The sequence below is a fragment of the Stutzerimonas kunmingensis genome, from assembly GCF_021432085.1.
Lineage (GTDB): Bacteria > Pseudomonadota > Gammaproteobacteria > Pseudomonadales > Pseudomonadaceae > Stutzerimonas.
This window is the reverse complement of sequence record NZ_CP090366.1, coordinates 1,318,759-1,343,148: the sequence shown is the minus strand read 5'-3', so window position 1 is coordinate 1,343,148 and position 24,390 is coordinate 1,318,759. Positions and strand designations below refer to the sequence as shown.

Below are 24,390 nucleotides of genomic sequence, written 5' to 3'. Positions count from 1 at the left end.
CAGCCGAACACCGGGAAGCAGAGCGAGAGCGTCCCGAAGGAGACGCTCTGGGACAGGCCGAAACGGTCGATCCGCCAGAATAGCTTGCTAGACCTGCAACAAGCGCTCGCGCAGCTTGTGAATCTCGTCGCGCGCCTCGGCGGCCGCCTCGAACTCCAGATCGCGCGCCAGACTCAGCATCTTCTCTTCCAGCTGACGAATCCGCTTGGTGATCTCGCTCGGCGAACGCAGTTCGTTCTCGTAACGCGCACTCTCCTCCGCCGCTTTCGCCTCGCCACGCCGCTTCTTGCTGCGCGAGCCCGGTACGGTTGCGCCTTCGAGGATGTCCTGCACGTCCTTCTTCACGCCCTTGGGCACGATGCCGTTGGCCTCGTTGAAGGCAATCTGCTTGTTGCGCCGCCGCTCGGTTTCGTCCATGGCGCGCTGCATGGACCCGGTGATGTTGTCGGCATACAAAATCGCGCGACCGTTGAGATTGCGCGCCGCGCGGCCGATGGTCTGGATCAGCGAGCGCTCTGAACGCAGGAAGCCTTCCTTGTCCGCATCGAGGATCGCCACCAGCGACACCTCAGGCATATCCAGGCCTTCGCGCAGCAGGTTGATGCCCACCAGCACATCGAAAGTGCCCAACCGCAGGTCGCGGATGATCTCGACCCGTTCCACGGTATCGATGTCCGAATGCAGGTAGCGCACGCGCACATCGTGATCACTCAGGTAGTCGGTCAAGTCCTCGGCCATGCGCTTGGTCAGCGTGGTGACCAGCACCCGCTCCTCCTTGACCACGCACTTGCGAATCTCCGACAGCAGGTCGTCGACCTGCGTCAGCGCCGGACGCACCTCAATCTGCGGATCGACCAGCCCCGTCGGACGCACAACCTGCTCCACCACGCGGCCAGCATGTTCGGCCTCGTAAGGTCCGGGCGTCGCGGAGACGAAGATGGTCTGCGGGCAGATCGCCTCCCATTCGTCGAAGCGCATCGGCCGGTTATCCAGCGCCGATGGCAGACGGAAGCCATACTCCACCAGGGTTTCCTTGCGCGAGCGGTCGCCCTTGTACATCGCGCCGACCTGCGGCACAGAAACGTGGGACTCGTCGATCACCAGCAGCGCGTCGGCCGGCAGGTAGTCGAACAGCGTCGGTGGCGGCTCGCCGGCATCGCGCCCGGACAGATAGCGCGAGTAGTTTTCGATGCCGTTGCAGTAACCCAGCTCCATGATCATTTCCAGATCGAAACGCGTGCGCTGCTCGAGCCGCTGCGCCTCCACCAGCTTGTTCTGACTGCGCAGGTAATCGAGCCGCTCGCGCAGCTCGTCCTTGATCTTCTCTATCGCGTCGAGCAGGGTTTCCCGCGGCGTTACGTAGTGGCTCTTGGGATAGAAGGTGAATCGCGGCAGCTTGCGGATCACCTCCCCGGTCAGCGGATCGAAGGCCGACAGGCTCTCCACCTCGTCATCGAACAGCTCGATGCGCACCGCTTCGAGATCCGATTCCGCCGGGAAGATGTCGATCACGTCGCCGCGCACACGGAAGGTCGCACGAGCGAAATCCATGTCGTTGCGGGTGTACTGCAGGCCAGTCAGCCGGCGCAGCAGCTCGCGCTGATCGAGCCGATCACCACGATCGACGTGCAGGACCATCTTCAGGTATGACTGCGGATCACCCAGACCGTAGATGCACGACACAGTGGTGACGATGATCGCATCCGGGCGCTCCAGCAGCGCCTTGGTTGCCGACAGACGCATCTGCTCGATGTGATCGTTGATCGATGCATCCTTCTCGATGAAGGTGTCCGACGACGGCACATAGGCTTCCGGCTGATAGTAGTCGTAGTAGGAAACGAAATACTCGACCGCATTGTTCGGGAAGAACGCCTTGAACTCACCATAGAGCTGCGCGGCCAGCGTCTTGTTCGGCGCCAGCACCAGCGTAGGCCGCTGCACATGGGCGATGACGTTGGCGACGCTGAAGGTCTTGCCCGAGCCCGTAACGCCCAGCAGCGTCTGGTGCGACAACCCCGCCTCGATGCCTTCGATCATCTGCCGAATGGCCTCCGGTTGATCGCCGGCCGGCTTGAAACGGGTGACCAGTTCGAACTTGGACATTTCGCCTCTCTAGGTAACATGTGCGAGCTTGGCAGCCGAACTTTCGAACAGCCATCCAGCGGTTTGGCGCGACAGCCAGCGGATCCTGAATTCCGCCACCAGCGATGGGCGCGCAGAGCCGAGAAACCGCCCATCTTTCCAGTACGCAAAACGCACCGAAAGTGATCAGAAAACCTCGGTAGCATATCGCAGGCAACAGGCTTGACCGCTATACTACCGCCCCGTTTGCGCATCACCCTGCGCGCCGACGCGAGGGTGGTGAATCTAGTCACTCTTCTCTTTCGAGCCCCCTCACCATGAGTTTGTTCTCTGCTGTCGAAATGGCGCCGCGCGATCCTATCCTCGGCCTCAATGAAGCCTTCAACGCCGACACGCGGCCGAACAAGGTCAACCTCGGTGTCGGTGTCTACTACAACGAAGAAGGTCGCATTCCACTGCTGCGCGCCGTGGTCGAGGCGGAGCATGCCCGCATCGCTGCCCACGCGCCCCGCGGCTATCTGCCGATCGAGGGCATTGCCGCTTACGATGCTGCCGTACAGAAGCTGCTGTTCGGCAACGATTCTCCGCTGATCGCCGAAGGCCGGGTGGTGACTACCCAGGCGCTCGGCGGAACCGGCGCACTCAAAGTCGGCGCAGACTTCCTCAAGCGCCTGCTGCCGGACGCCGTGGTTGCCATCAGCAACCCGAGCTGGGAAAACCATCGCGCGCTGTTCGAGTCGGCCGGCTTCCCGGTCCAGAACTACAGCTACTATGACGCGAGCAATCACGGCATCGATCGCGCCGGCCTGCTGCAGGACCTGAAGAACCTGCCACCCCGCTCCATCGTCGTGCTGCACGCCTGCTGCCACAACCCGACCGGCGTCGATCTGAACCTGGATGACTGGAAGCAGATTCTCGACGTGCTGCGTGCCCAGGATCACGTGCCGTTCATCGACATCGCCTACCAGGGCTTCGGCGACAGCATCGAAGAGGACGCCGCCGCCGTGCGCCTTTTCGCCGAGTCGGGCATGACCTTCTTCGTTTCCAGCTCGTTCTCCAAGTCCTTCTCGCTGTACGGCGAACGCGTCGGCGCGCTGTCGATGGTCACCCAGAGCCGCGAGGAGTCGGCTCGCGTACTGTCGCAGGTCAAGCGCGTGATCCGCACCAACTATTCCAACCCGCCGACCCACGGCGCCACGATCGTCTCCGCGGTGCTCAACAGCCCGGAACTGCGCGCCATGTGGGAAGCCGAGCTGGGCGAGATGCGCAGCCGCATCCGCGAGCTGCGTCTGAGCATGGTCGAGCAACTAGCGGCCAAAGGCGCGACGACAGACTTCAGTTTCGTTGCCGCCCAGCGCGGCATGTTCTCCTACTCAGGCCTCACGGCCGAGCAGGTCGAGCGACTGCGTGTCGAGTTCGGCGTCTACGCCATCAGCACCGGTCGAATCTGCGCCGCCGCACTGAACCGCAACAACATCGGTCACGTCACTGACGCCATCGTTCAGGTGCTCTGACTCCAGCCGCCCGGGGCCCTCTCAGACCCCGGGCGCGGCGTCGTTCCTAGCGGCGCAAAGGGTTGACTTCTCTTTTGCAAACAGTAGGATACGCACCGTTGTTCCGCGATAGCTCAGTCGGTAGAGCAAATGACTGTTAATCATTGGGTCCCTGGTTCGAGTCCAGGTCGCGGAGCCAAATTTCAAAGCCTCGGTTAATACCGGGGCTTTTTTATTGCCGCTGGACTCTCACCAGGGACTGCGGCCCAGGTTATTCGCTTCGCTCCCCCCTTCGGGGCCGCGCTGAAGCGCGTTCAGCTTCGCTGTCGAGTCCAGGTCGCGGAGCCAAATTTCAAAGCCTTGGTTAATACCGGGGCTTTTTATTGCCGCCGGACTCTCATCAGGGACTGCGTCCCAGGTTATTCGCTTCCTACTCGGTCAGCGGCTCGCCCAGCCGCTGACGCCACCAGCCCTGCGCCACAACCGAGCAGCCCCAGCCCAGCAGCACGCCCAACACATTGGCCAGCATGTCCCAGCGCGAGGCGGTCCGATAAGGCAGCATGCCCTGCCCGATCTCGATCGACAGTGCCGCAATAACTGTCAGACCCAGCCCCCACAGGAATGGCACCCGCGGGAACGCCAGACGAAGGGTGAACGCCAGCGCGGCGAAACCCAGCAGATGATGCAGCTTGTCTTGCTGATCGAACAGCTGCGGTACCGGTTCCGGCTTCAAGCCGTTGAACAGGACGACCGCCAGCACGATCAGAAAGGGCAGCATTCGCATATAGGGCATCAGGTGGCGTCTCTCACTTCAAGGGATCAAACAGAACAGAGGGAAACACCCTCACCGCGACCTCTGACCCGGGAAAGACCATAAAGATCAACGCGTCAGCCGAGCGGCGTTATTCCGCAGAGCGGCACAAACAAAAATGCCCGCATCCTTCGATGCGGGCATCAGCAAAGCCTACGCGGTCAGACCAGGCTTAAGCCTCGGTCTTGCCGACAGCGGACTTGATCAGGGTCTGCAGCTCGCCGTTCTCGAACATCTCGAGGATGATGTCGCTGCCACCGACTAGCTCACCATTCACCCACAGCTGCGGGAAGGTCGGCCAGTTGGCATAGGTCGGCAGGCTGGCACGAATTTCCGGGTTCTGCAGGATGTCGACATAAGCGAACTTCTCGCCACAGCCCATTACCGCCTGGGTCGCGCGAGCGGAAAAGCCGCACTGCGGGGCGTTGGGCGAACCCTTCATGTAAAGCAGCACCGGGTTGTTGGCGATCTGTTCTTTGATGGTTTCGATGATATCCATGGAGTACCTCGGCTAGACACGGTTGCCGCGCATTGTAACGGAAAAAGCGTGGGAAAGCCGAGCGGAGGACTCGGCTTTGTTGCGGCGCAAAGGCCGCCAGCACGGCGATTCAGCCCACCGGAGGCCGTGGGCTGCGGATTTGCGCCTATGCTCGCTTTCTGGATAAGATCGCGCCTTTCCCGTTTCGTCGCTCCCCGTGCGACCCCCAGTCGTCGGTCCCCTTTTTCTGTCGAAAAGCACTGGATCGCGCTGCGGCAATAAAGGTAGTTGATATGAGCGCAAGGCATTTTCTCTCACTGATGGACTGCACGCCCCAGGAGCTGAACAGCCTGGTCCGCCGCGGCATCGAGCTGAAGGATCTGCGCGAGCGCGGCGTCCTGTTCGAACCCCTGAAGAATCGCGTGCTTGGCATGATCTTCGAGAAGGCCTCGACCCGCACCCGACTGTCGTTCGAAGCCGGCATGATCCAGCTCGGCGGCCAAGCGATCTTCCTGTCCCCGCGCGACACCCAGCTCGGGCGCGGCGAGCCGATCAGCGATTCGGCCATCGTCATGTCGCGCATGCTCGATGCGGTGATGATCCGCACGTTCGCCCACTCGACCCTCACCGACTTTGCCGCCAACTCGAGCGTGCCGGTCATCAACGGTCTTTCCGATGACCTGCACCCCTGCCAGCTGATGGCCGATATGCAGACCTTCCATGAGCACCGCGGCAGCATCGCCGGCAAGACGGTGGCCTGGATAGGCGACGGCAACAACATGTGCAATACCTATATAGAAGCGGCTATCCAGTTCGACTTCCAACTCAAGGTCGCCTGCCCCGAAGGCTACGAGCCCGACGCCGAGCTGATGGCGCGCGCCGGTGATCGCGTGCAGGTAATGCGTGATCCGCGCGAAGCGGCTGCAGGCGCACACCTGATCAGCACCGACGTCTGGGCCTCCATGGGCCAAGAAGACGAAGCCGCTGCACGCCTGGCCACGTTCCGCCCCTATCAGGTGGACCGCGCTCTGCTCGATTGCGCTGCCGAGGACGTGCTGTTCATGCATTGCCTGCCGGCCCACCGCGGCGAGGAGATCAGCCACGACCTGCTCGACGATCCGCGCTCCGTTGCCTGGGATCAGGCCGAGAACCGCCTGCATGTACAGAAGGCGCTGCTGGAGTTTCTCGTCGAGCCGGCCTACCACCACGCATGAAACACGAGCCGCCGCTGCTGCAACTGCGTGACCTGGCCTGCGGCTACGGCGAGCAGAGCATCGTCCAGCACCTCAACCTGCATCTGAACCGTGGCGACATCGGCTGCCTGCTCGGCCCGTCCGGTTGCGGCAAGACCACTACGCTGCGTGCCATCGCCGGCTTCGAGCCGGTGCACCAGGGCGAAATCCACCTGGCGGAGTCGGTCATTTCCCGCTCGGGCTTCACCCTGGCGCCGGAGAAGCGCCGCATCGGCATGGTCTTTCAGGACTACGCGCTGTTTCCCCATCTGACCGTGGCGGAGAACATCGCCTTCGGGATTCGCAAGCAGCCTGACTGCTCGCAAATCGTCTCCGAGATGCTCGAACTGGTGCACCTGGCCGCCCTTGGCAAACGCTATCCGCACGAGCTCTCCGGGGGACAGCAGCAGCGCGTCGCACTGGCCCGCGCCCTGGCGCCCGAGCCTGCACTTTTGCTGCTGGACGAGCCGTTCTCCAACCTCGACGTCGAACTGCGTCGGCGCCTCAGCCATGAGGTGCGCGAGATTCTCAAGGCGCGCAACACCAGCGCCATTCTGGTCACCCATGATCAGGAAGAAGCCTTTGCCGTCAGCGATCAGGTCGGCGTGTTCAAGGATGGCCGGCTGGAGCAGTGGGACACCCCGTTCAACCTCTATCACGAGCCACTGACGCCCTTCGTCGCCAGCTTCATCGGCCAGGGCTACTTCATCCGCGGGCAGCTGCTCGACCCGGAAACCGTGCAGACCGAACTCGGTGTGATTCGCGGCAACCGCGCCTACACCTGGCCGGCAGGCAGCTCAGTGGATGTGTTGCTGCGCCCGGATGACATCGTCTACAAGCCGGACAGCCCGCTGCGGGCGCTTATCGTAGGCAAGACCTTCCTCGGCGCGTCGACGCTGTACCGGCTGCAGCTGCCCACCGGCAATCAACTGGTGGCGATCTTCACCAGCCATGCGGACTACCCCACCGGGCAGGAAGTCGGAATCGCCATCGCCGCCGACCATCTGGTGGTATTTCCGGCACAGGGCAGCGTCGCCGCCCATGAAACGCTGCAGCCGACAACAGCGGCGCGCTAACCCTTCTGCCGGCGCTGGCGGAAGAACTCGCTGAGCACCATCCCGCACTCCTCGGCTAGCACACCACCCTCGACCAGCACCCGGTGGTTGAGAAAGCCCTGATCGAAAAACTGGCCGCGACTGACAACCACGCCGGCCTTCGGCTCGGTAGCGCCATAGACGACGCGCTGGATCCGCGAATGCACGATCAGACCGGCGCACATGCTGCACGGCTCCAGCGTGACGTAGAGCGTCACGCCGGGTAGCCGATAGTTCTGCAGCACCTGCGCCGCATCCCGCACCGCGACCATTTCCGCATGGGCACTGGGGTCGTGCCGGGAAATCGGGCAGTTGAAGCCGCGCCCAATGATCTGCCCGTCCTGCACCAGCACGGCGCCCACCGGCACCTCTCCCAACGCAGCGCCCTGCGCCGCCAGCGCCAGGGCTTCGCGCATGAAGCGCTCGTCCTGGCTGCGGTCGATGATCTGCGGCGTCCTCACTGCCCTACTCCGCCCTGTTTCATACCACCTCGATCGCTGCCATCAACCCGGTTTCCATGTGGTCGATGACATGACAGTGAAACATCCAGACACCCGGATTATCGGCGACCAGCGCGATACGGGCCGTCTCGTTCTTGCCCAGCAGGTAGGTATCGGTGAACCACGGATCGATCTTGCGGCGATTGGACGAGATCACCTTGAAGGTCATACCGTGCAGATGAATCGGATGCTGGTACTGACTGAGGTTGCGCAGCTCGAAGATGTAATGACCATCCTTTTTCAGCGTCGCAATCGGGCGATCGGCACAGGTCTTGTCGTTGATGTCCCAGGCCTCGCCGTTGATCTGCCAGAAGGTATAGGCGCCACCCTGCGCGGCGTCTGTCGACAAGGTACCGGCCCACTCGAAGTTGAAGCGCAGCGTTTCCGCACGCTGCAGATCCGGCTCCGCCACGGGATTGGCCGGCAACGCCGGCGGCCAGTCGCCGGCGACTTCGTCATGCGCCACCGAGCGCAGCGTCGCCAGCCGTAGCGGACCATTGCGCAAGGAGAGCTCCGTGCCGGCCTCCGGCACCTTCAGCGCCAGGTCGATACGCATGCCCGGACCGAGCCAGTACTCCTTGCCCAGCGGCATCGGAGCGACCGGATGTCCATCGAGCGCATAGATGCGCGCCTCGCTATCTGGCAGGTTCAGCCGATAGGTCAGGGTGTTGTCGAGATTCAGCAGCCGCAGCCGCACGACCTGCCCGGCCGGCAGATCAAGCGTGGGCGCATGTGTGCCATTCACCGTCGACAGCACGCCCGGCGTACCGCCACGGGCTGCCTCGCGCGGCACGCTGAATTTGGTGAACGCCCCCTGCTTGTCGACATGCCAGCTTTTCAGGTTGAGCGTACGCTCGTGCCTGAAACCGCTTGGCTCGCGCTCCTCGACAATCAGCGGACCGACCAGCCCGCGGCCCAGCTGCGCGGCACTGCTGGTGTGCGGGTGATACCAGAAGCTGCCGGCATCGTGCAGCTGGAAGCGATAGTCGAAGAACTCGCCGGGCAACACCGGCAACTGCGATACGTAGGGCACGCCATCCATTTCCAGCGGCAGACGAATGCCATGCCAATGGATGGTGGTGGGCTCGGGCAGATTGTTGATGAAGCGCACCCGCAGCCAGTCGCCCTGACGGCCACGCAGCTCCAGGCCAGGCGCTTGCCCGCCATAGGCCCAGGCAGGCGTGACGTGACCAGGCACCAGCTCCACGTCCAGCGGGGCGGCAATCAGTTCGTAGTCATGAGTGGTGATGTCGGCCGGGCGGCCGAGCCAGTAGCGCGCGCCACTGCCGGCGAGACCGACGACACCAAGACCGGCCAGGCCGGTGAGAATCTGTCTACGGGTAAAGGACATGCATGGGCTCCAGCCAGTCCGAATTCATGGGCCCATCAGGCTCGACGCGCCTCTCTGCGGAGGCTGCGCATAGCATGAGGGCAGCCTGGGCTGCCCTCATTGCTTCAGATCATTCCCACTCGATGGTGGCCGGCGGCTTGCTCGACACATCGTAGGTCACGCGGGAGATGCCTTCGATTTCGTTGATGATGCGGTTGGACACCTTTTCCAGCAACTCATAAGGCAGGTGCGCCCAACGTGCGGTCATGAAGTCGATGGTTTCCACCGCGCGTAGCGCGACGACCCAGGCGTAGCGGCGGCCGTCGCCGACCACACCGACCGATTTCACCGGCTGGAACACCACGAAGGCCTGGCTGGTCTTGTGGTACCAGTCGAAGTTGCGCAGCTCTTCGATGAAGATGTGATCCGCGCGACGCAGCAGGTCGGCATATTCCTTCTTCACTTCGCCGAGGATGCGCACACCCAGCCCCGGGCCCGGGAACGGGTGACGGTAGACCATGTCGTAGGGCAGGCCGAGTTCCAGGCCGATCTTGCGCACTTCGTCCTTGAACAGTTCACGCAGCGGCTCGACCAGCTTGAGGTTCATTTCCTCCGGCAGGCCGCCGACGTTGTGGTGCGACTTGATCACATGGGCCTTGCCGCTCTTGGCGCCGGCCGACTCGATCACGTCGGGGTAGATGGTGCCCTGGGCGAGGAACTGGATGTTGTCCAGCTTGCTGGCTTCTGCATCGAACACGTCGATAAAGGTACGACCGATGATCTTGCGCTTCTTCTCTGGATCGGCCTCGCCCTCGAGGTTGCCGAGGAACTGTGCCTCGGCGTCGGCGCGAATCACCTTGACGCCCATGTTCTCGGCGAACATGGCCATCACCTGGTCACCCTCGTGCAGGCGCAGCAGGCCGTTGTCGACGAACACGCAGGTCAGCTGATCGCCGATCGCCTTGTGCAGCAGCGCCGCGACCACCGACGAATCGACACCGCCGGAAAGGCCGAGCAGCACGTTGGCGTCACCGACCTGAGCGCGCACCTGGGCGATGGCGTCTTCGACGATGTTGGACGGCGTCCACAGCGCTTCGCAGCCACAGATGTCGAGAATGAAACGGGAAAGGATGCGGCCGCCCTGGCGGGTGTGGGTCACTTCCGGATGGAACTGCACGCCGTAGTAACGGCGGTCGTCGTCACCCATGGCTGCGATCGGGCAGCTCGGCGTGCTGGCGAGGATATGGAAACCTTCCGGCAGCGTGGTCACCTTGTCGCCGTGGCTCATCCACACGTCGAGGCCGAACACACCGTCGTCATCCATGTGGTCTTCGATGCCGTCGAACAGCTTCGACTTGCCGACCAGATCGACGCGGGCATAGCCGAACTCGCGAACGTCGGAGCCCTGCACCTTGCCACCCAACTGCTCGGACATGGTCTGCATGCCGTAGCAGATGCCGAACAGAGGCACACCGAGATCGAACACGGCCCGCGGCGCGCGCGGGCTGCCTGCCTCGTGAACCGACTCCGGGCCGCCGGCGAGAATGATGCCGCGTGGCGCGAAGGCACGGATGTCGTCCTCGCTCATGTCCCACGGATGCAGCTCGCAATACACGCCGATCTCTCGCACGCGGCGGGCGATCAGCTGAGTGTACTGGGAACCGAAGTCGAGGATCAGGATGCGGTGGGCGTGAATGTCTTGGTGAGCCATGAGCTTTCCTTCGGAAAGAGCCTGAAGCTGAAAGCCGGAAGCTGGAAGCCGAAGCCAGGATTTCTCCCGACTCCCGCTGCCAGCTTCCGGCGCCTGTCTAGCTGAGCGGATCAACCCACTCGGTAATTCGGGGCTTCCTTGGTGATCTGCACGTCATGCACGTGCGACTCGGCCATGCCGGCACCGGTGATGCGCACGAACTGCGGCTTGCTGCGCATCTCGTCGACGGTGGCGCTGCCGGTATAGCCCATGGAAGCACGCAGGCCGCCCATCAGCTGATGGATGATCGCCGCCAGCGAGCCCTTGTACGGTACGCGGCCTTCGATACCTTCCGGCACCAGCTTCTCGGCACCGGCGGCGGAATCCTGGAAGTAGCGGTCGGAGGAGCCCTGCGCCTGGGACATGGCTCCCAGCGAACCCATGCCGCGATAAGCCTTGTAGGAACGGCCCTGGAACAGCTCGATCTCGCCCGGCGCTTCTTCGGTACCGGCGAACATCGAACCCATCATCACGGCGTTGGCGCCGGCGACGATGGCCTTGGACAGGTCACCGGAGAAGCGGATGCCACCGTCCGCGATCATCGGCACGCCGGTGCCTTCCAGCGCAGCCGAGACGTTGGCGATGGCGGAGATCTGCGGTACGCCGACGCCGGCAACGATGCGGGTGGTGCAGATCGAGCCCGGGCCGATACCGACCTTGACCGCGTCGGCGCCGGCCTTGACCAGGTCCAGCGCGGCTTCGGCGGTGGCGATGTTGCCGCCGATCACCTGCACCTGCGGGAAATTCTCCTTCACCCAGCGCACGCGGTCGATCACGCCGCGGGAGTGACCGTGAGCGGTGTCGACCACCACCACGTCGACACCGGCAGCGGCCAGCGCTTCGACGCGCTCACCGGTATCGGCGCCGGTACCGACCGCTGCGCCGACGCGCAGACGACCCTGGCTGTCCTTGGAGGCCAGCGGGTAGGTCTTGGCTTTCTCGATGTCGCGGAAGGTGACCAGGCCGCGCAGGTGGAAATTGCCGTCTACCACGAGCATCTTCTCGATGCGGTGCTTGTAGAGCTCGGTCTTGATTTCTTCCAGGGCGGTGCCTTCGAGCACGGTGACCAGCTTGTCCTTGGGCGTCATGATCGCTGCGACGGAGTCGCCGGCATTGGGTGTGAAGCGCAGGTCTCGACCGGTGACGATGCCGACCAGCTCCTTGCCGGACACTACCGGAAAGCCGGAGAAGCCCAGTTCATGCGCCTTGCGCAGCAGCTCGCTGATCTTGGTTTCCGGCGTGACGGTGACCGGATCGTGAACGATGGCGGTCTCGTGACGCTTGACCTTGCGCACCTCGGCAGCCTGCTGCTCGATGCTCATGTTCTTGTGGATGATGCCGATGCCGCCTTCCTGAGCCATGGCAATGGCCAGGCGCGCTTCGGTGACGGTGTCCATGGCCGCGGAAACCAGCGGAATGTTCAGCTCGATTTCGCGGGTCAGACGGGTCTTCAGGCTGACATCCTTCGGCAAAACCTCGGAATATCCCGGGATCAGGAGAACATCATCGAAAGTCAGGGCTTCTTGGCTGATACGCAGCATGGCGGGGGCTCCCAGGCGGGAAAAAGGAAGCGCGGCATTATACCCACGCACCCCTTCACGCTCAATGCGGATGTGAGGCGCGTCGCGCACGGCGAAATGCGCGGCATCGCCGAAATGACCGACCGGTCACGGCCGATCAATCACCAGCGCCACCTTGAAGCCCAGGCGTTCGGCGAATTCATCGAGAAACGACTGGCGAAGGCCGGCCTCGCCCCAGCCATTGAAGATAAAGCCGAGATTGGAAAAGCCGCACGCCGGAATGAACAGGAAGCCGTTGATGTCGTCTTCGAAGCCACATTCCGGACAGGTGAAATTGTCGGTCTGCTTAGGCATCCACTCGTCGAGGCTTTCAAACAACGCCTCGCCAATCTCGCGACGGCATTCGGGGCAGCCTGCCTCCTCGGCGAAATCCCGTGTTGGCGTGTAGATGCAGCGCTTGGTCACCACTTCAAGGCCGTTGATGGCTTCGCCAAAAGGCATGCGATCCGGATGCTGCACGACACTGCGCGCGCCGGAAGCGATAGCGTAGCCCATGCCGCCAACACCGCGACCACAAGTGGTCGGCAGCGCCTCGACGATGCGCCGCTCGGCCAGCCAGCGCAGAATCATCCGCGCCTTGGCTTCGTGCGCTGGGAATGTGGAAATGCGCGGCACGATGATCGCTTGACTGTGGCTCATGGCGGCTCGGAACGGGAGATGAAGAAAGGCCGCGCAGCTTAGCGCCACCCGTTGGCCGGTCAAGGCCCGCTGGACGGAGGCGAAGCAGTTTCGGTTTGCGCCTGGCCGCGCCCGGCTTATCATCGCCGCCATGCTCAAAGATCCCTTCCAGCGTCTCAATCTCGATCGCGAAGTGCTGACCGTCAGTCAGCTCAACGGTCGCGCCCGCCTGTTGCTCGAGGACGTGTTCGCCCAGGTCTGGGTCGAAGGCGAGATTTCAAACCTCGCCCGCCCGGCTTCCGGCCACATCTATTTCACCCTCAAGGACAAGAACGCCCAGGTGCGCTGTGCGCTGTTCCGGCAGAACGCGGCGCGGGTTCGCCAGGCCCTGCGCGACGGCCTGGCGGTGCGGGTACGCGGCAAGGTCTCGCTGTTCGAGGGACGCGGCGACTACCAGCTGATTCTCGATACGCTGGAGCCGGCCGGTGACGGCGCTTTGCGCCTGGCCTTCGAGGCACTCAAGGAAAAGCTCAGCGCCGAAGGTCTGTTCGCGGCCGAACGCAAGGCCGCCCTGCCCGCCCACCCGCGACGCATTGGCATCGTCAGCTCGCCGACCGGCGCGGTGATCCGCGACATCATCTCGGTGTTCAAACGCCGCGCGCCGCAAGTCGAGCTGACGCTGATCCCCACCGCCGTGCAAGGTCGCGAAGCCACCGCGCAGATTGTCCACGCACTGCAACTGGCCGATGCCCAGGGCTTCGATGCGCTGATTCTGGCTCGCGGCGGCGGCTCGCTGGAGGACCTCTGGTGCTTCAACGAAGAAGCGGTGGCGCGCGCGGTGGATGCCTGTGTCACGCCGATTGTCAGCGCCGTGGGCCACGAAACCGATGTCTCGATCGCCGACTTCGTCGCCGACGTCCGCGCGCCAACGCCATCCGCGGCTGCCGAGCTGCTGGCACCCAGCAGCGCCGACCTGCAACACCGGCTGAGCGGGCTGCAACAGCGTCTGGTGCTGCGCATGCGTGATCGTCTGCACCGTGACGCCATGCGACTGGAAGGCCTGACCCGCCGCCTGCGCCACCCCGGCGAACGGCTGCAGCAGCAGGCCCAGCGCATCGACGACCTCGAGCAGCGCCTGCTGCGCGCCGTCGACCGCCGCCTGTGCAGCGGCCGGGAGCGTCTGGCCCGCCTGGAAACACGCCTGGCCGCGCAACACCCGGGGCGTTCGCTGAATCTGTTGCTGCAGCGACTCGAACACCTCTCCTCGCGTCTGCCGCGAGCGATGCAGGCCAACCTGAAAGGCCGCCGGCAACAGCTACAGGGCCTCGCCCAGACACTTAATGTGGTCAGCCCGCTGGCCACACTCAGCCGCGGCTACAGCATTCTGCTCGACGAGCGCGGCCAGGCGATCCGCAGCGCCAGCCAGACGCAACCTGGCCAGCGCCTCAAGGCCAGGCTCGGCGAGGGCGAATTGGAGGTGCGGGTGGAAGACAATCATCTGGCACCGGTCACGCTGCCGCTGCTCTGACCGGCGGTCGCCAGATGGCCAGCCTTTTCCCCAGCGCAGCTTTACGCGAGGATGGGCCGTTTATTCCAGCGGATCCTTTCATGCCACGCCTTCTCGCCCTGCTGTTGTGCCTCGCCCTTCCCCTTTGCGCCCATGCCGAGGGCTTCATCACCCGTCTGCTGAACAAGCCTGTGCCCGGCGGCGTTGCCGTGATCGAGCTAGGTGACGACGTTAGCGCACCGCAGGCTCGCTATCAGGGCAAGCCAACCCTGGTGGTGCGTGAGGATGGCAAACGCTGGATCGCCATCGTCGGCATCCCGCTGCCGGTGAAGCCGGGCGCGCAGCAGCTGGAGATCGATGGCCGTCCCCAAGCCTTCCAGGTCGAGAGCCGCGACTATCGAGCGCAGCACATCACGCTGAAGAACCAGCGCCAGGTCAATCCCAATCCGGCAGACCTCAAGCGCATCGAGCGCGAACTGGACGAACAGACCCGCGCCTACCGGCAGTTCAGCGCCAACCAGCCAAGCAATCTGTTGTTCGATCGCCCGGTGGACGGCCCGCTGTCGTCGCCGTTCGGCCTGCGCCGTTTCTTCAACGGCGAGGAACGTAACCCGCACTCGGGCCTGGATTTCGCCGCCAAGAGCGGCACGCCGATCAAGGCACCGGCGGCCGGCAAGGTCATACTCACTGGTGACTACTTCTTCAACGGCAAGACCGTTTTCGTCGACCACGGCCAGGGGCTGATCAGCATGTTCTGCCATCTCTCCGAAATTGGCGTGAAGGTCGGCGACCAACTGGCGCGTGGCCAGGTGCTCGGCAAGGTCGGCGCGACCGGGCGTGCCACCGGCCCCCATCTGCACTGGAACGTGAGCCTGAACGATGCCCGCGTCGACCCGGCCATCTTCATCGGCGCCTACAAACCCTGAACCACGAGGAAGCACTGCGATGCGTATCAAAGCAACGGATTCCACCCTGCTGATCATCGACATCCAGGAACGCCTGTTTCCGGTGATCCTCGACAATGCAGCCATGGCCGAGCACACCGCCTGGCTGCAACAGGTGGCGCAGCGAGTCGGTGTGCCGGTGCTGCTGACCGAGCAGTACAGCAAGGGCCTCGGCCACACGATTTCCGCTCTGCGTGACAACGTCGACGAGACCGTCATTGTCGAGAAGCTGCATTTTTCCGCGGCCGGCGACGGCGAACTGTTCCAGCGCCCGGGTGGCGAACGCCGGCAGTTCGTCATCTGCGGCTGCGAGACTCACGTGTGCGTGCTGCAGACGGTGCTGGACCTACGCGCCCGTGGCAACGAAGTCTTCGTCGTCGAAGAAGGCGTCAGCTCGCGGCGGGCCAGCGACAAGGCGCTGGCACTGGAGCGCATGCGCCAGGCCGGCGCGGTGATCGTCTCGCGGGAGATGGTTGCCTTCGAATGGATGGAACGCGCCGGCACCGAACTGTTCAAGAGTATCAGCCGCGAATTTATCCGCTGACCAAGCCACACCGACAAGCCGGGCAGCGGCCAAGGCAATTTGCCAAGGCCGCGCCCTCACCTCTCAATGGAGATTCACATGTCTGACGATCTGGCCGGCTGGCTGGACTGGCTCAGAGCCCACCCCGAACTGCAGACGCTGCTCGCCAGTGCCACGCTGATCTTCGCCGCCTGGCTGTCCAACTGGATCGTCAAGCGCATCCTGGTGCGTGGCCTTTACCGTTTACTGCGCCACACCCGCGATGGCGAACTGCAGGATTTCGGCATCATCAAGCGGCTGTCGAACATCGTCCCCGCACTGGTGCTGTCGCTTGGCGTGACGACCGTACCGGGCCTGCCGGAAGCCGCGGTGACCGTGGTGCAGAACGTCTGCGGCGGCTTCATCGTGCTGACCATCGCGCTGGCGCTCGGCGCGGTGCTCGACATCATCAACGTGGTCTACCAGCGCCGACCGGACGCCCGCCTGCACCCGATCAAGGGCTATCTGCAGGTGGTGAAGATCGTCATCTACGCGATCGCCACCATCCTCATCATCGCCACTCTGATCGACCGTTCGCCGCTGATCCTGCTCTCCGGCCTCGGTGCCATGGCGGCGGTGCTGATGCTGATTTTCCAGGACACCCTGCTTTCGCTGGTGGCCAGCGTACAGATCACCTCCAACGACCTGATCCGCGTCGGCGACTGGGTGGAGATGCCGCAGCTCAATGCCGACGGCGACGTGATCGATATCGCGCTGCATACCGTCAAGGTGCAGAACTGGGACAAGACCATCACCAGCATCCCGACCAAGCGCTTTATCTCGGATTCGTTCAAGAACTGGCGCGGCATGCAGGAAAGCGGCGGCCGGCGCATCAAGCGCAGCCTGTATCTGGATCAGCAGAGCGTGCATTTTCTCGATGCCGACGAGCGCAAGCGGCTGTATCGCTTTAGCCTGCTGGAGGATTACCTGGTCAACAAGCGCAAGGAGATCGACGAGTGGAACGCCAAGCTCGCCGAGCGTGGGCAGGACCCGGTCAACACCCGCAGGGTGACCAATCTCGGGACGTTCCGCGCCTATGTCGAGCGCTATCTGCGCGCCCACCCCGGCGTGCACCAGAACATGACGCTGATGGTGCGCCAACTGAGCCCGACTGCGGACGGCCTGCCGCTGGAAATCTACTGCTTCACCAATACGGTGGCGTGGACGCAGTACGAAGCCATCCAGTCAGACATCTTCGACCACCTGCTGGCGATCCTGCCGGAATTCGGTCTGCGGGTATTCCAGCACCCAAGCGGAGGCGATGTACGCGATTGGCGCGATTCACTGCGCCAGCCGGGCGCGCCAGCATTGCAGCAACCGGAAGGACATCCGGCCGAGGAAAGAAGTTAATCGTAGGTTGGCGCTGAGGCACGAAGCCGCTGAAACCGCCTTGAGCGCTGCCCATGCGTCATCCCTGATGCCAGCGCCGCGAGCCGCTCCAGCACGCCCCGCGCCTCAGCGCCAACCTACGTCCGGAGCGAGGCGAACCCTCGCTCCTTTACCGCCGTTGTCTCGTTAGAAGCTCATGTCGACCCGCGCCCAGTAGGTGCGGCCCGGTTCGTTGACTCGGCTGGTGGGCTCAAGGCCGTAATCGGCGAAGCCCGCACTGCCGGCTAGATTGAGATGCTCGCTGTAGGCCTTGTCCAGCAGGTTGTCGACGCCCGCACTGAGCTTGAAGTTCTTGTTCAGCCGGTAGGCGCCGTTGACCGCCAACACGCCGAAGCCGGCGCTCTCGTCGAAGTCCTTGCCGACCACCGTGCCCTGGTTCTCTGCAACCCGACCCTGCGAGGCGACCACGCGCCAGAGGCCACTGGTGCTCCAGTTGTCTCGCTCGTAGGTCAGGCCCAGACGTCCTTCCAGTGGCGGGATCTGCGGCATGGCACGATCGTCGCTGCGGTTCTTGCCCCAGGCATAGGCCAGGCTCGCATCTCCCTTCCAGTTGCTGGTGAAACGGTAGCTGGCGCCCATCTCGGCTCCAGCGATGGTAGCGTCGATGTTGCTGACCTCGGCGCGAAGCATGCCGGGCATTACGCCGGGCACATAGCTGAACAGAATGTAATCCTCGACCAGGCCGGCATAGACGGAAACCCAGGCCTCCAGCGACCCCTTGGCGTATTGCAGGCCGACGTCCAGCTGCGTGGTCTTCTCCGGCCGCACCGAGTCGAAGGGTTGCAGCGTGCCCACCGGGCCGGGATTGGAAACGAACAACTCCCAATAGTCGGGGAAGCGTTCGGCATGGCCGAGGCCGGCATACCAGGTCGCGGGCAGGCTGACGAGTTCCTCCTCATAGCGCAGGAAGCCGCTGTAGAGCGTGTCGCGACGCGTTTCACCGGCAGTAGGGTTGTCCCAGTTGCGGGAAACAATGGGCATGCTCGAAGCGTCATGACTGCGGAAGAACTCCCGCTCGTCGGTCGCTTCGTGCAGGTCCAGGCGCAGGCCGCTGATGAGCTTCTCGCGCTCGCTGAGCTGCCAGGTCAGCTCGCCGAAGACGCCGTAGCTGTGCAACATCGCGTCCGGCACCCAGGGCAGTGCGTCGCTTCCCGCAGCGTTGACCATCTGGTTGGCAGCGCCGGCCGGGTTCATGACCTTGCGGTGCTCGCTACGCTGGGCATCGACCCCGGCCTTGAGCTCGACATCCGTCCATTGCCAGGTGCCGACCAGCCGGCCACCCAGCGTACGCCGGTCGACCCGCGACAGCGTCGGGTTGGGCATCATCATCGACGGCACGAAATCGCGCAGGCTGTAGTTGTCCATGATGTGGTCGGCGTAGTTGTAGTAGACCTGCGCCTCCAGCCCGTAGAAGGTCTCGCCGAGATTGGTCTTCTCGAAGCGCAGCCCCAGGCTCTCACGCTGGAACTGGCTGCCGTCCATCCCGCGCCCGGCATAGCGTGCGTAGCCATCGCCGCGGCCGGCGGTCAGCTCGACCAGGGTGTCCGCATCCGGCGTCCAGCCCAGGGCGATGTCGGTGTTCCACTTGTCGTAACGCGACGGCACGGTATCGCCGTTGCCATCGGCGTAATCGTCAGCCTGGGAGCTGTTGGCCATCAGCCGCGCATAGCCCTGACTGTTGCCGGCGGCGGCGTCCAGGTTGCGGTCGAAGCGACCGTTGGAGGCGGTCAGCATGCTGCCGTTGAGGCGGTAGTCCGGCTCGCTGAACTGCTCCGGCTCGCGCTCGAAGAGCACGGTGGCGGCCGAGGCACCTGGCCCCCAGAGCACGCTCTGCGGCCCTTTGATGACCGTGAGCTTGTCGAAGGTGTCCGGGCTGATGTACGAGCTCGGCGAATCCATGCGATTCGGGCAGGCGCCGAGCATCTCGCCGCCGTTGGAGAGCAGTTTCAGGCGCGAGCCGAACATGCCGCGGAACACCGGATCGCCGTTGACGCCGCCGTTACGCACGGCGGAAAAGCCGGGAATGGTCTTCAGGTAGTCGGCACCGTCGCTGGCCGGCATCGGCTGACGGGGAATCTTGGGATCGGTCACCACGGTCAGTGGGGACTGCTGGCCGACGCCGGTAATGACCATCGGCGCCAGTTCAACGGCTTCGGCGTGCTCCGCATGGCCGGCATGCTCAGCCTCCGCGGCCAGTGCGCCACTGGCGAGCATTCCCAGCAGCGCGGCATGGGCGAACTGCCAACGCAGGCGGGATGGTTGAATCGAAAAACGCTCAGACAGGCGCGCTCGCGCCGTACAGCCATGAGTAATGCTGGACATAAGAACTTCCACTTCTGCATGTGATTTGGCCGCCACGAGGCGGCTGATGGCGATCAGCAGTGGAAATGCGGTGGAGCGCGGGGATGGCCGATGCTGCGGCGCAGCGCTGGCGGCAGCGGTTGTTCGGGAAGTGACTGGATATAGCCCGGCTCGTGCCGCGGCAGAACCAGGTGAACGGACAAGCTGAGCGGCGGGTTAACGGTCAGCAGCTCGCAGTAGCCGCAGAGTTCGAGCGCGGTCAGCCAAGCGGGTTCGCCCGCGCGCGCCGGGCCATGATGACCGTGGGCGGTTGGCTCATGCTCGGCATGGTGATGATGCTGCGCACTGGCCTGGGCGGCCTGGACGGCGGAGAACAACGGGCCGACATGGATCATCAGCATGGCGAACAGGCCAAGCCAAATGCTCATTGTCGAATACCGTTTGCGTGTCACCTGCGTGGCCTTCGTGACATGACCCTATGGAATGGCTGGATGATCGCACAGCCTTTTCGCGCCGTCCGCTGCGACATGAGGCCGCAACAGAGTCGAGCAATCAATCTTCTCTTTTCACCTTCGGACCAGCACAAATCACCTACAAGGTCTGAATACAGCAATAAACAATCAATTTTCTATCAGGACTTGCAAGACCCAACCATGAAGCAATAGCTTTGCACCATAAACCACTGCCCGTACTGGGCAAACAAGTTGCTAGCTCGAGCTTTACCTGGGGAAACGCCATGACCATGCTCAAGAACCCATCGAAAAAATACCGCGCCTTTCCGGCCATCGATATTCCGGATCGCACCTGGCCGTCCAAGTCGATCACCCAGGCACCGATCTGGCTGAGCTCAGATCTGCGCGATGGCAACCAGTCGCTGATCGAGCCGATGGATGCCGCGAAGAAGATGCGTTTTTTCAAGACGCTTGTGCAGGTTGGCATCAAGGAAATAGAGGTCGGCTTCCCCTCTGCCTCACAGACCGACTTCGACTTCGTCCGCGAGCTGATCGAAGGTGGGCACATCCCCGACGACGTCACTATCCAGGTGCTGACCCAGGCCCGTGAAGATTTGATCACACGCACCTTCGAATCACTGAAGGGCGCCAAGCAGGCCATCGTCCACTACTACAACGCCACCGCGCCGAGCTTCCGCCGCATCGTCTTCAACCAGGACAAGGCCGGCGTGATAAACATCGCGGTCAACGCGGCGCAGATCATCAAGCGCCTGGCTGCGCAGAACCCGGAAACCGCGTGGCGCTTCGAGTACTCGCCGGAGATCTTCAGCTCCACCGAGCCGGAATTCGCGGTCGAGGTATGCAACGCCGTGATCGAGGTGTTCCAGCCGACTCCTGAGCAGAAGCTGATCCTCAACCTGCCGGCCACGGTGGAAGCCGCCACACCCAATATCTACGCCGACCAGATCGAGTGGTTCTGCCGCCACGTCGACCGTCGCGACAGCGTGCTGGTCAGCCTGCACACCCACAACGATCGCGGCACCGGCGTGGCCGCCACCGAGCTGGGCCTGATGGCCGGCGCCGATCGCGTCGAAGGCTGCCTGTTCGGCAATGGCGAGCGCACCGGCAACGTCGACCTGGTCACCGTGGCGCTGAACATGTACACCCAGGGCATTGACCCGCAACTGGACTTCTCCGACATCGACGCCGTGCGCAAGGTGGTGGAGGAATGCAACCAGCTGCCAGTACACCCGCGCCACCCCTATGTCGGCGACCTTGTGCATACCGCGTTCTCCGGCTCGCACCAGGATGCGATTCGCAAGGGCTTTTCCCAGCAGGATCAGGAGGGCGTCTGGGAGGTGCCGTATCTGCCGATCGACCCGGCCGACATCGGCCGCAGCTACGAGGCCGTGATTCGCGTCAACAGCCAGTCCGGCAAGGGCGGCATCACCTTCCTGCTCGAGCAGGAGTACGGCATCAGCCTGCCGCGGCGCATGCAGATCGAGTTCAGCCAAGTGGTGCAGAAGGAAACCGACCGCCTCGGCCTGGAAATGAGCGCAAAGCAGATCTATGCGCTGCTGGAAGCCGAGTACCTGCAAGCCACCGCTCCCTACACGCTCAAGGGCCATCGCCTGCAGGAAGAGAACGGCACCAGTGCGGTGGATGTGGAAGTCGCGACCGATGGCGAGGTGGCCCACTGGCGCGGCATCGGCAAGGGGCCGCTGGAAGCGCTGGTCGCCGCGTTGCCAGTGAAGCTGGAAATCATGGACTACCACGAGCACTCCATCGGCGCCGGCAGCAACGCCAAGGCCGCTGCTTATATCGAGGTACGCCTGGACGGCGAGCGCCCGCTGCACGGTATCGGCATCGACGAAAACATCACCACCGCCAGCATCCGTGCGCTGTTCAGTGCCATGAACCGGGCCTTGCGAGAGGCGCAGGAGCAGGCCGCCTGAGCCCCTGCGGCGAGCCCATCGGGCTCGCCATTCCTGAGCGCCACGCCGGCAAGCTCGTCCCGCCGGCGCCATCACCGATGGCGCCGGCACATTGTTGCGACGCCGCCACGCGTCGCCGGTCGCGCCCGACTGCGGTGAGCGACTGAACTGTTCGCCTCCCAATACCCTCCCAACTCAGTCAGCCAGGCCACGGCAATTCGGCAGAAACACGTCAGCCATCGGCAGGATTGTGCAAACGCTCCTGTTTCCGGTGCCATTAGGCTTGGCCTCTGCAAATCCCGAACGAACAAAGGAGCCGTCATGAGCAACAGCATCGGTTACGCCGCCCTCGACCCGAGCGCCCCGCTCGCCCCCTACTCGTTTTCGCGCCGCGAAGTTGGGCCTAACGATGTACGGATCGAGATTCTCTTCTGCGGCGTCTGCCATTCGGACCTGCATACCGCACGCAATGAGTGGAACAACACGCTGTATCCATCCGTGCCCGGCCACGAGATCGTCGGCCGCGTGAGCGCGGTCGGCGCGAACGTCAGCAAGTTCAAGGCGGGCGATATCGCCGGCGTCGGCTGCCTGGTCGACAGCTGCCGCACTTGCTCCTCCTGTGGCGAGGGGCTGGAGCAGTATTGCGAGAACGGCTTCGTCGGCACCTACAACGGTCCAGCCTTCGGCGGTGGCGAGAACACCCTTGGCGGCTATTCCGACAACATCGTGGTGGACGAAAAGTACGTGCTACGCATCAACCACACCGACAACCTCGCCGCCGTCGCGCCGCTGCTTTGCGCGGGCATCACCACCTATTCGCCGCTGCGCCAGTGGAAGGTCGGCCCGGGGCAGAAGGTCGGTGTAGTTGGCCTCGGCGGTCTTGGCCATATGGCGGTGAAGATCGCCAACGCTATGGGTGCAAAGGTCGTGCTGTTCACCACCTCGCCGGACAAGCGGGAAGATGCGCTGCGCCTCGGCGCGTCGGAAGTGGTGGTGTCGAAGAACAAGGAGGAGATGGCTGCGCACGTCAACAGCTTCGACTTCATTCTCAACACCGTTGCCGCGCCGCACAACCTCGATGCGTTCGTGAATCTGCTCAAGCGCGACGCCACGATGACGCTGGTCGGCGCACCGGCTTCGCCGCACCCGTCGCCCAGCGTGTTCGGCCTGATCTTCAAGCGCCGCCGCATCGCTGGCTCGCTGATCGGCGGCATCGCCGAAACCCAGGAGATGCTCGACTTCTGCGCCGAGCACGGCATCGTCTCGGACATCGAGATGATCCGCATGCAGGACATCAACGAAGCCTACGAGCGCATGCTCAAGAGCGACGTGAAGTACCGCTTCGTCATCGACATGGCCACCCTGAAAGCGGCCTGACCGCTCGGCTGGCGAGCCTGCGGGCGCGCCAGCCCTTCCCTCTTTCATGCGCAGCCGCTAAGGTCGCCGGCCTTCGTCGTGGAGGCGGTATGCGCTATCTGATCTTCGTCACCCTGCTCTGGGCCTTTTCCTTCAACCTGATCGGCGTCTACCTGGCCGGCCAGGTGGACAGCTATTTCGCAGTGCTGACCCGAGTGATTCTCGCCGGCCTGGTGTTCCTGCCGCTGACCCGCTGGCGCGGTGTCGCCCCCGGCTTCATCGCCGGCGTGACCCTGGTCGGCGCGCTGCAGTTCGGCGTGACGTATCTCTGCCTGTACATGAGTTTCAACGTGCTGACGGTCGCCGAAGTGCTGCTGTTCACCGTGCTCACGCCGCTGCACGTGACGCTGATCGACGACGCGCTCAACCGTCGCTTCAACCCCTGGGCGCTGGTCGCGGCAGCCGTCGCGGTGTTCGGCGCCGGGCTCATCCGTTACGACGGGGTTTCCGGCGATTTTCTCGGCGGCTTCCTGCTCATGCAGCTGGCCAATTTCACCTTCGCCGCCGGCCAGGTGTTCTACAAGCATCTGGCGCAGCGGTACCCCTCCGACGTGCCGTTGCATCGCCGCTTCGGCTACTTCTTCCTCGGCGCACTGTTGATCGTGCTGCCGGCGTGGCTGCTGTTCGGTAATGCGGAAAAGCTGCCGACCACCACGACGCAATGGGCGGTGCTGATCTGGATGGGCGTGCTGGCCACCGCCGTCGGCCAGTTCTGCTGGAACAAGGGCGCGACACTGGTGGATGCCGGCACCCTGGCGGTGATGAACAACATGGCCGTGCCGGTGGGTCTGCTGCTCAACCTGCTGTTCTGGGGCACCACGACCAACCTGACACTGCTCGCGGTCGGCGGCGCGATCATTCTCGCCTCTCTGCAGATCAACCGCCTGGGCCGTATGAAGGCCTGATGACATCATGCA

General features: G+C 63.6%; 20 protein-coding genes and 1 tRNA gene. 11 read left to right on the top strand and 10 right to left on the bottom strand.

Going from position 1 to position 24,390, the window contains the following annotated elements; translation table 11 throughout:
* Positions 1 to 87 precede the first annotated feature (87 nt).
* Entirely contained in the window at positions 88 to 2,103 is a 2,016-nt protein-coding gene (uvrB, locus tag LW136_RS06200; RefSeq protein ID WP_041013219.1) for an excinuclease ABC subunit UvrB, read from the bottom strand.
* A gap of 296 nt (positions 2,104 to 2,399) precedes the next feature.
* On the opposite strand from uvrB, the gene LW136_RS06195 reads away from it, so the two are divergent.
* Together LW136_RS06195 and LW136_RS06190 are read left to right on the top strand one after the other, a co-directional pair.
* Positions 2,400 to 3,596, top strand: coding sequence for an amino acid aminotransferase (locus LW136_RS06195; protein WP_041013218.1), 1,197 nt, complete (start codon positions 2,400 to 2,402; stop codon positions 3,594 to 3,596).
* Positions 3,597 to 3,698: 102 nt separating this feature from the next.
* A tRNA-Asn gene (locus LW136_RS06190) sits at positions 3,699 to 3,774 on the top strand.
* Positions 3,775 to 4,005: 231 nt separating this feature from the next.
* On the opposite strand, the gene LW136_RS06185 is transcribed toward LW136_RS06190, so the two are convergent.
* Positions 4,006 to 4,368, bottom strand: a complete 363-nt coding sequence (locus tag LW136_RS06185) for a VanZ family protein (protein ID WP_031298192.1) — start codon at positions 4,366 to 4,368, stop codon at positions 4,006 to 4,008.
* A gap of 190 nt (positions 4,369 to 4,558) precedes the next feature.
* Positions 4,559 to 4,885 (bottom strand): Grx4 family monothiol glutaredoxin, encoded by a 327-nt coding sequence (gene grxD, locus LW136_RS06180; RefSeq protein WP_014819496.1) that lies wholly within the window; start codon positions 4,883 to 4,885, stop codon positions 4,559 to 4,561.
* A 272-nt stretch (positions 4,886 to 5,157) separates the two neighbouring features.
* On the opposite strand from grxD, the gene argF reads away from it, so the two are divergent.
* The gene (argF, locus tag LW136_RS06175; RefSeq protein WP_014819495.1) at positions 5,158 to 6,078 is read left to right on the top strand and encodes an ornithine carbamoyltransferase; all 921 of its coding nucleotides are present in this window, start codon (positions 5,158 to 5,160) and stop codon (positions 6,076 to 6,078) included.
* Positions 6,075 to 7,172, top strand: coding sequence for an ABC transporter ATP-binding protein (locus tag LW136_RS06170; protein ID WP_014819494.1), 1,098 nt, complete (start codon positions 6,075 to 6,077; stop codon positions 7,170 to 7,172). The genes argF and LW136_RS06170 overlap by 4 nt, the downstream gene beginning before the upstream one ends.
* Here the strand turns inward: LW136_RS06170 and tadA are convergent.
* The 5 genes from tadA to LW136_RS06145 form a co-directional block, all read right to left on the bottom strand.
* A complete protein-coding gene (tadA, locus tag LW136_RS06165) occupies positions 7,169 to 7,651 on the bottom strand; it encodes a tRNA adenosine(34) deaminase TadA (protein ID WP_046620514.1) in 483 nt (160 codons plus the stop codon). The two genes, LW136_RS06170 and tadA, sit on opposite strands and share 4 nt — an antisense overlap.
* Positions 7,652 to 7,670: 19 nt before the next feature.
* A complete protein-coding gene (locus LW136_RS06160; protein WP_102832462.1) occupies positions 7,671 to 9,041 on the bottom strand; it encodes a multicopper oxidase family protein in 1,371 nt (456 codons plus the stop codon).
* A 109-nt stretch (positions 9,042 to 9,150) separates the two neighbouring features.
* Positions 9,151 to 10,731 (bottom strand): glutamine-hydrolyzing GMP synthase, encoded by a 1,581-nt coding sequence (gene guaA, locus LW136_RS06155; protein ID WP_041013214.1) that lies wholly within the window; start codon positions 10,729 to 10,731, stop codon positions 9,151 to 9,153.
* A 110-nt stretch (positions 10,732 to 10,841) separates the two neighbouring features.
* On the bottom strand, positions 10,842 to 12,311 hold the full coding sequence (gene guaB, locus LW136_RS06150; protein WP_014819490.1) for an IMP dehydrogenase: 1,470 nt from the start codon (positions 12,309 to 12,311) through the stop codon (positions 10,842 to 10,844).
* A 126-nt stretch (positions 12,312 to 12,437) separates the two neighbouring features.
* Complete coding sequence (locus LW136_RS06145) at positions 12,438 to 12,989, bottom strand: hypothetical protein (RefSeq protein ID WP_046620509.1); 552 nt, start codon at positions 12,987 to 12,989, stop codon at positions 12,438 to 12,440.
* Between the two features lie 130 nt (positions 12,990 to 13,119).
* Between LW136_RS06145 and xseA the strand changes: the two genes are divergently transcribed.
* The 4 genes from xseA (at position 13,120) to LW136_RS06125 (ending at position 17,331) form a co-directional block, all read left to right on the top strand.
* Positions 13,120 to 14,496: an exodeoxyribonuclease VII large subunit gene (gene xseA / locus LW136_RS06140; RefSeq protein WP_041013212.1), complete on the top strand. Its 1,377-nt coding sequence runs from the start codon at positions 13,120 to 13,122 to the stop codon at positions 14,494 to 14,496.
* An 80-nt stretch (positions 14,497 to 14,576) separates the two neighbouring features.
* Positions 14,577 to 15,401 carry a M23 family metallopeptidase gene (locus tag LW136_RS06135; RefSeq protein WP_041013211.1) on the top strand — a complete coding sequence of 275 codons (825 nt, stop codon included), beginning with the start codon at positions 14,577 to 14,579 and terminating at the stop codon, positions 15,399 to 15,401.
* A gap of 19 nt (positions 15,402 to 15,420) precedes the next feature.
* Positions 15,421 to 15,963, top strand: a complete 543-nt coding sequence (locus LW136_RS06130) for a hydrolase (RefSeq protein WP_041013210.1) — start codon at positions 15,421 to 15,423, stop codon at positions 15,961 to 15,963.
* Between the two features lie 78 nt (positions 15,964 to 16,041).
* Positions 16,042 to 17,331 (top strand): mechanosensitive ion channel family protein, encoded by a 1,290-nt coding sequence (locus LW136_RS06125; RefSeq protein ID WP_014819485.1) that lies wholly within the window; start codon positions 16,042 to 16,044, stop codon positions 17,329 to 17,331.
* Between the two features lie 165 nt (positions 17,332 to 17,496).
* On the opposite strand, the gene LW136_RS06120 is transcribed toward LW136_RS06125, so the two are convergent.
* Both LW136_RS06120 and LW136_RS06115 read right to left on the bottom strand, forming a co-directional pair.
* A complete protein-coding gene (locus tag LW136_RS06120; RefSeq protein WP_041013209.1) occupies positions 17,497 to 19,692 on the bottom strand; it encodes a TonB-dependent copper receptor in 2,196 nt (731 codons plus the stop codon).
* 53 nt (positions 19,693 to 19,745) lie between these two features.
* Entirely contained in the window at positions 19,746 to 20,099 is a 354-nt protein-coding gene (locus LW136_RS06115) for a DUF2946 domain-containing protein (protein WP_234174758.1), read from the bottom strand.
* A gap of 308 nt (positions 20,100 to 20,407) precedes the next feature.
* Here LW136_RS06115 and leuA point away from each other — a divergent pair, with 308 nt between their 5' ends.
* The 3 genes from leuA (at position 20,408) to LW136_RS06100 (ending at position 24,378) form a co-directional block, all read left to right on the top strand.
* Positions 20,408 to 22,078: a 2-isopropylmalate synthase gene (gene leuA / locus LW136_RS06110; protein ID WP_041013207.1), complete on the top strand. Its 1,671-nt coding sequence runs from the start codon at positions 20,408 to 20,410 to the stop codon at positions 22,076 to 22,078.
* A gap of 300 nt (positions 22,079 to 22,378) precedes the next feature.
* Positions 22,379 to 23,434, top strand: coding sequence for an NAD(P)-dependent alcohol dehydrogenase (locus tag LW136_RS06105; RefSeq protein WP_041013206.1), 1,056 nt, complete (start codon positions 22,379 to 22,381; stop codon positions 23,432 to 23,434).
* An 89-nt stretch (positions 23,435 to 23,523) separates the two neighbouring features.
* Positions 23,524 to 24,378 carry a carboxylate/amino acid/amine transporter gene (locus tag LW136_RS06100; RefSeq protein WP_041013205.1) on the top strand — a complete coding sequence of 285 codons (855 nt, stop codon included), beginning with the start codon at positions 23,524 to 23,526 and terminating at the stop codon, positions 24,376 to 24,378.
* Positions 24,379 to 24,390: the final 12 nt, after the last annotated feature.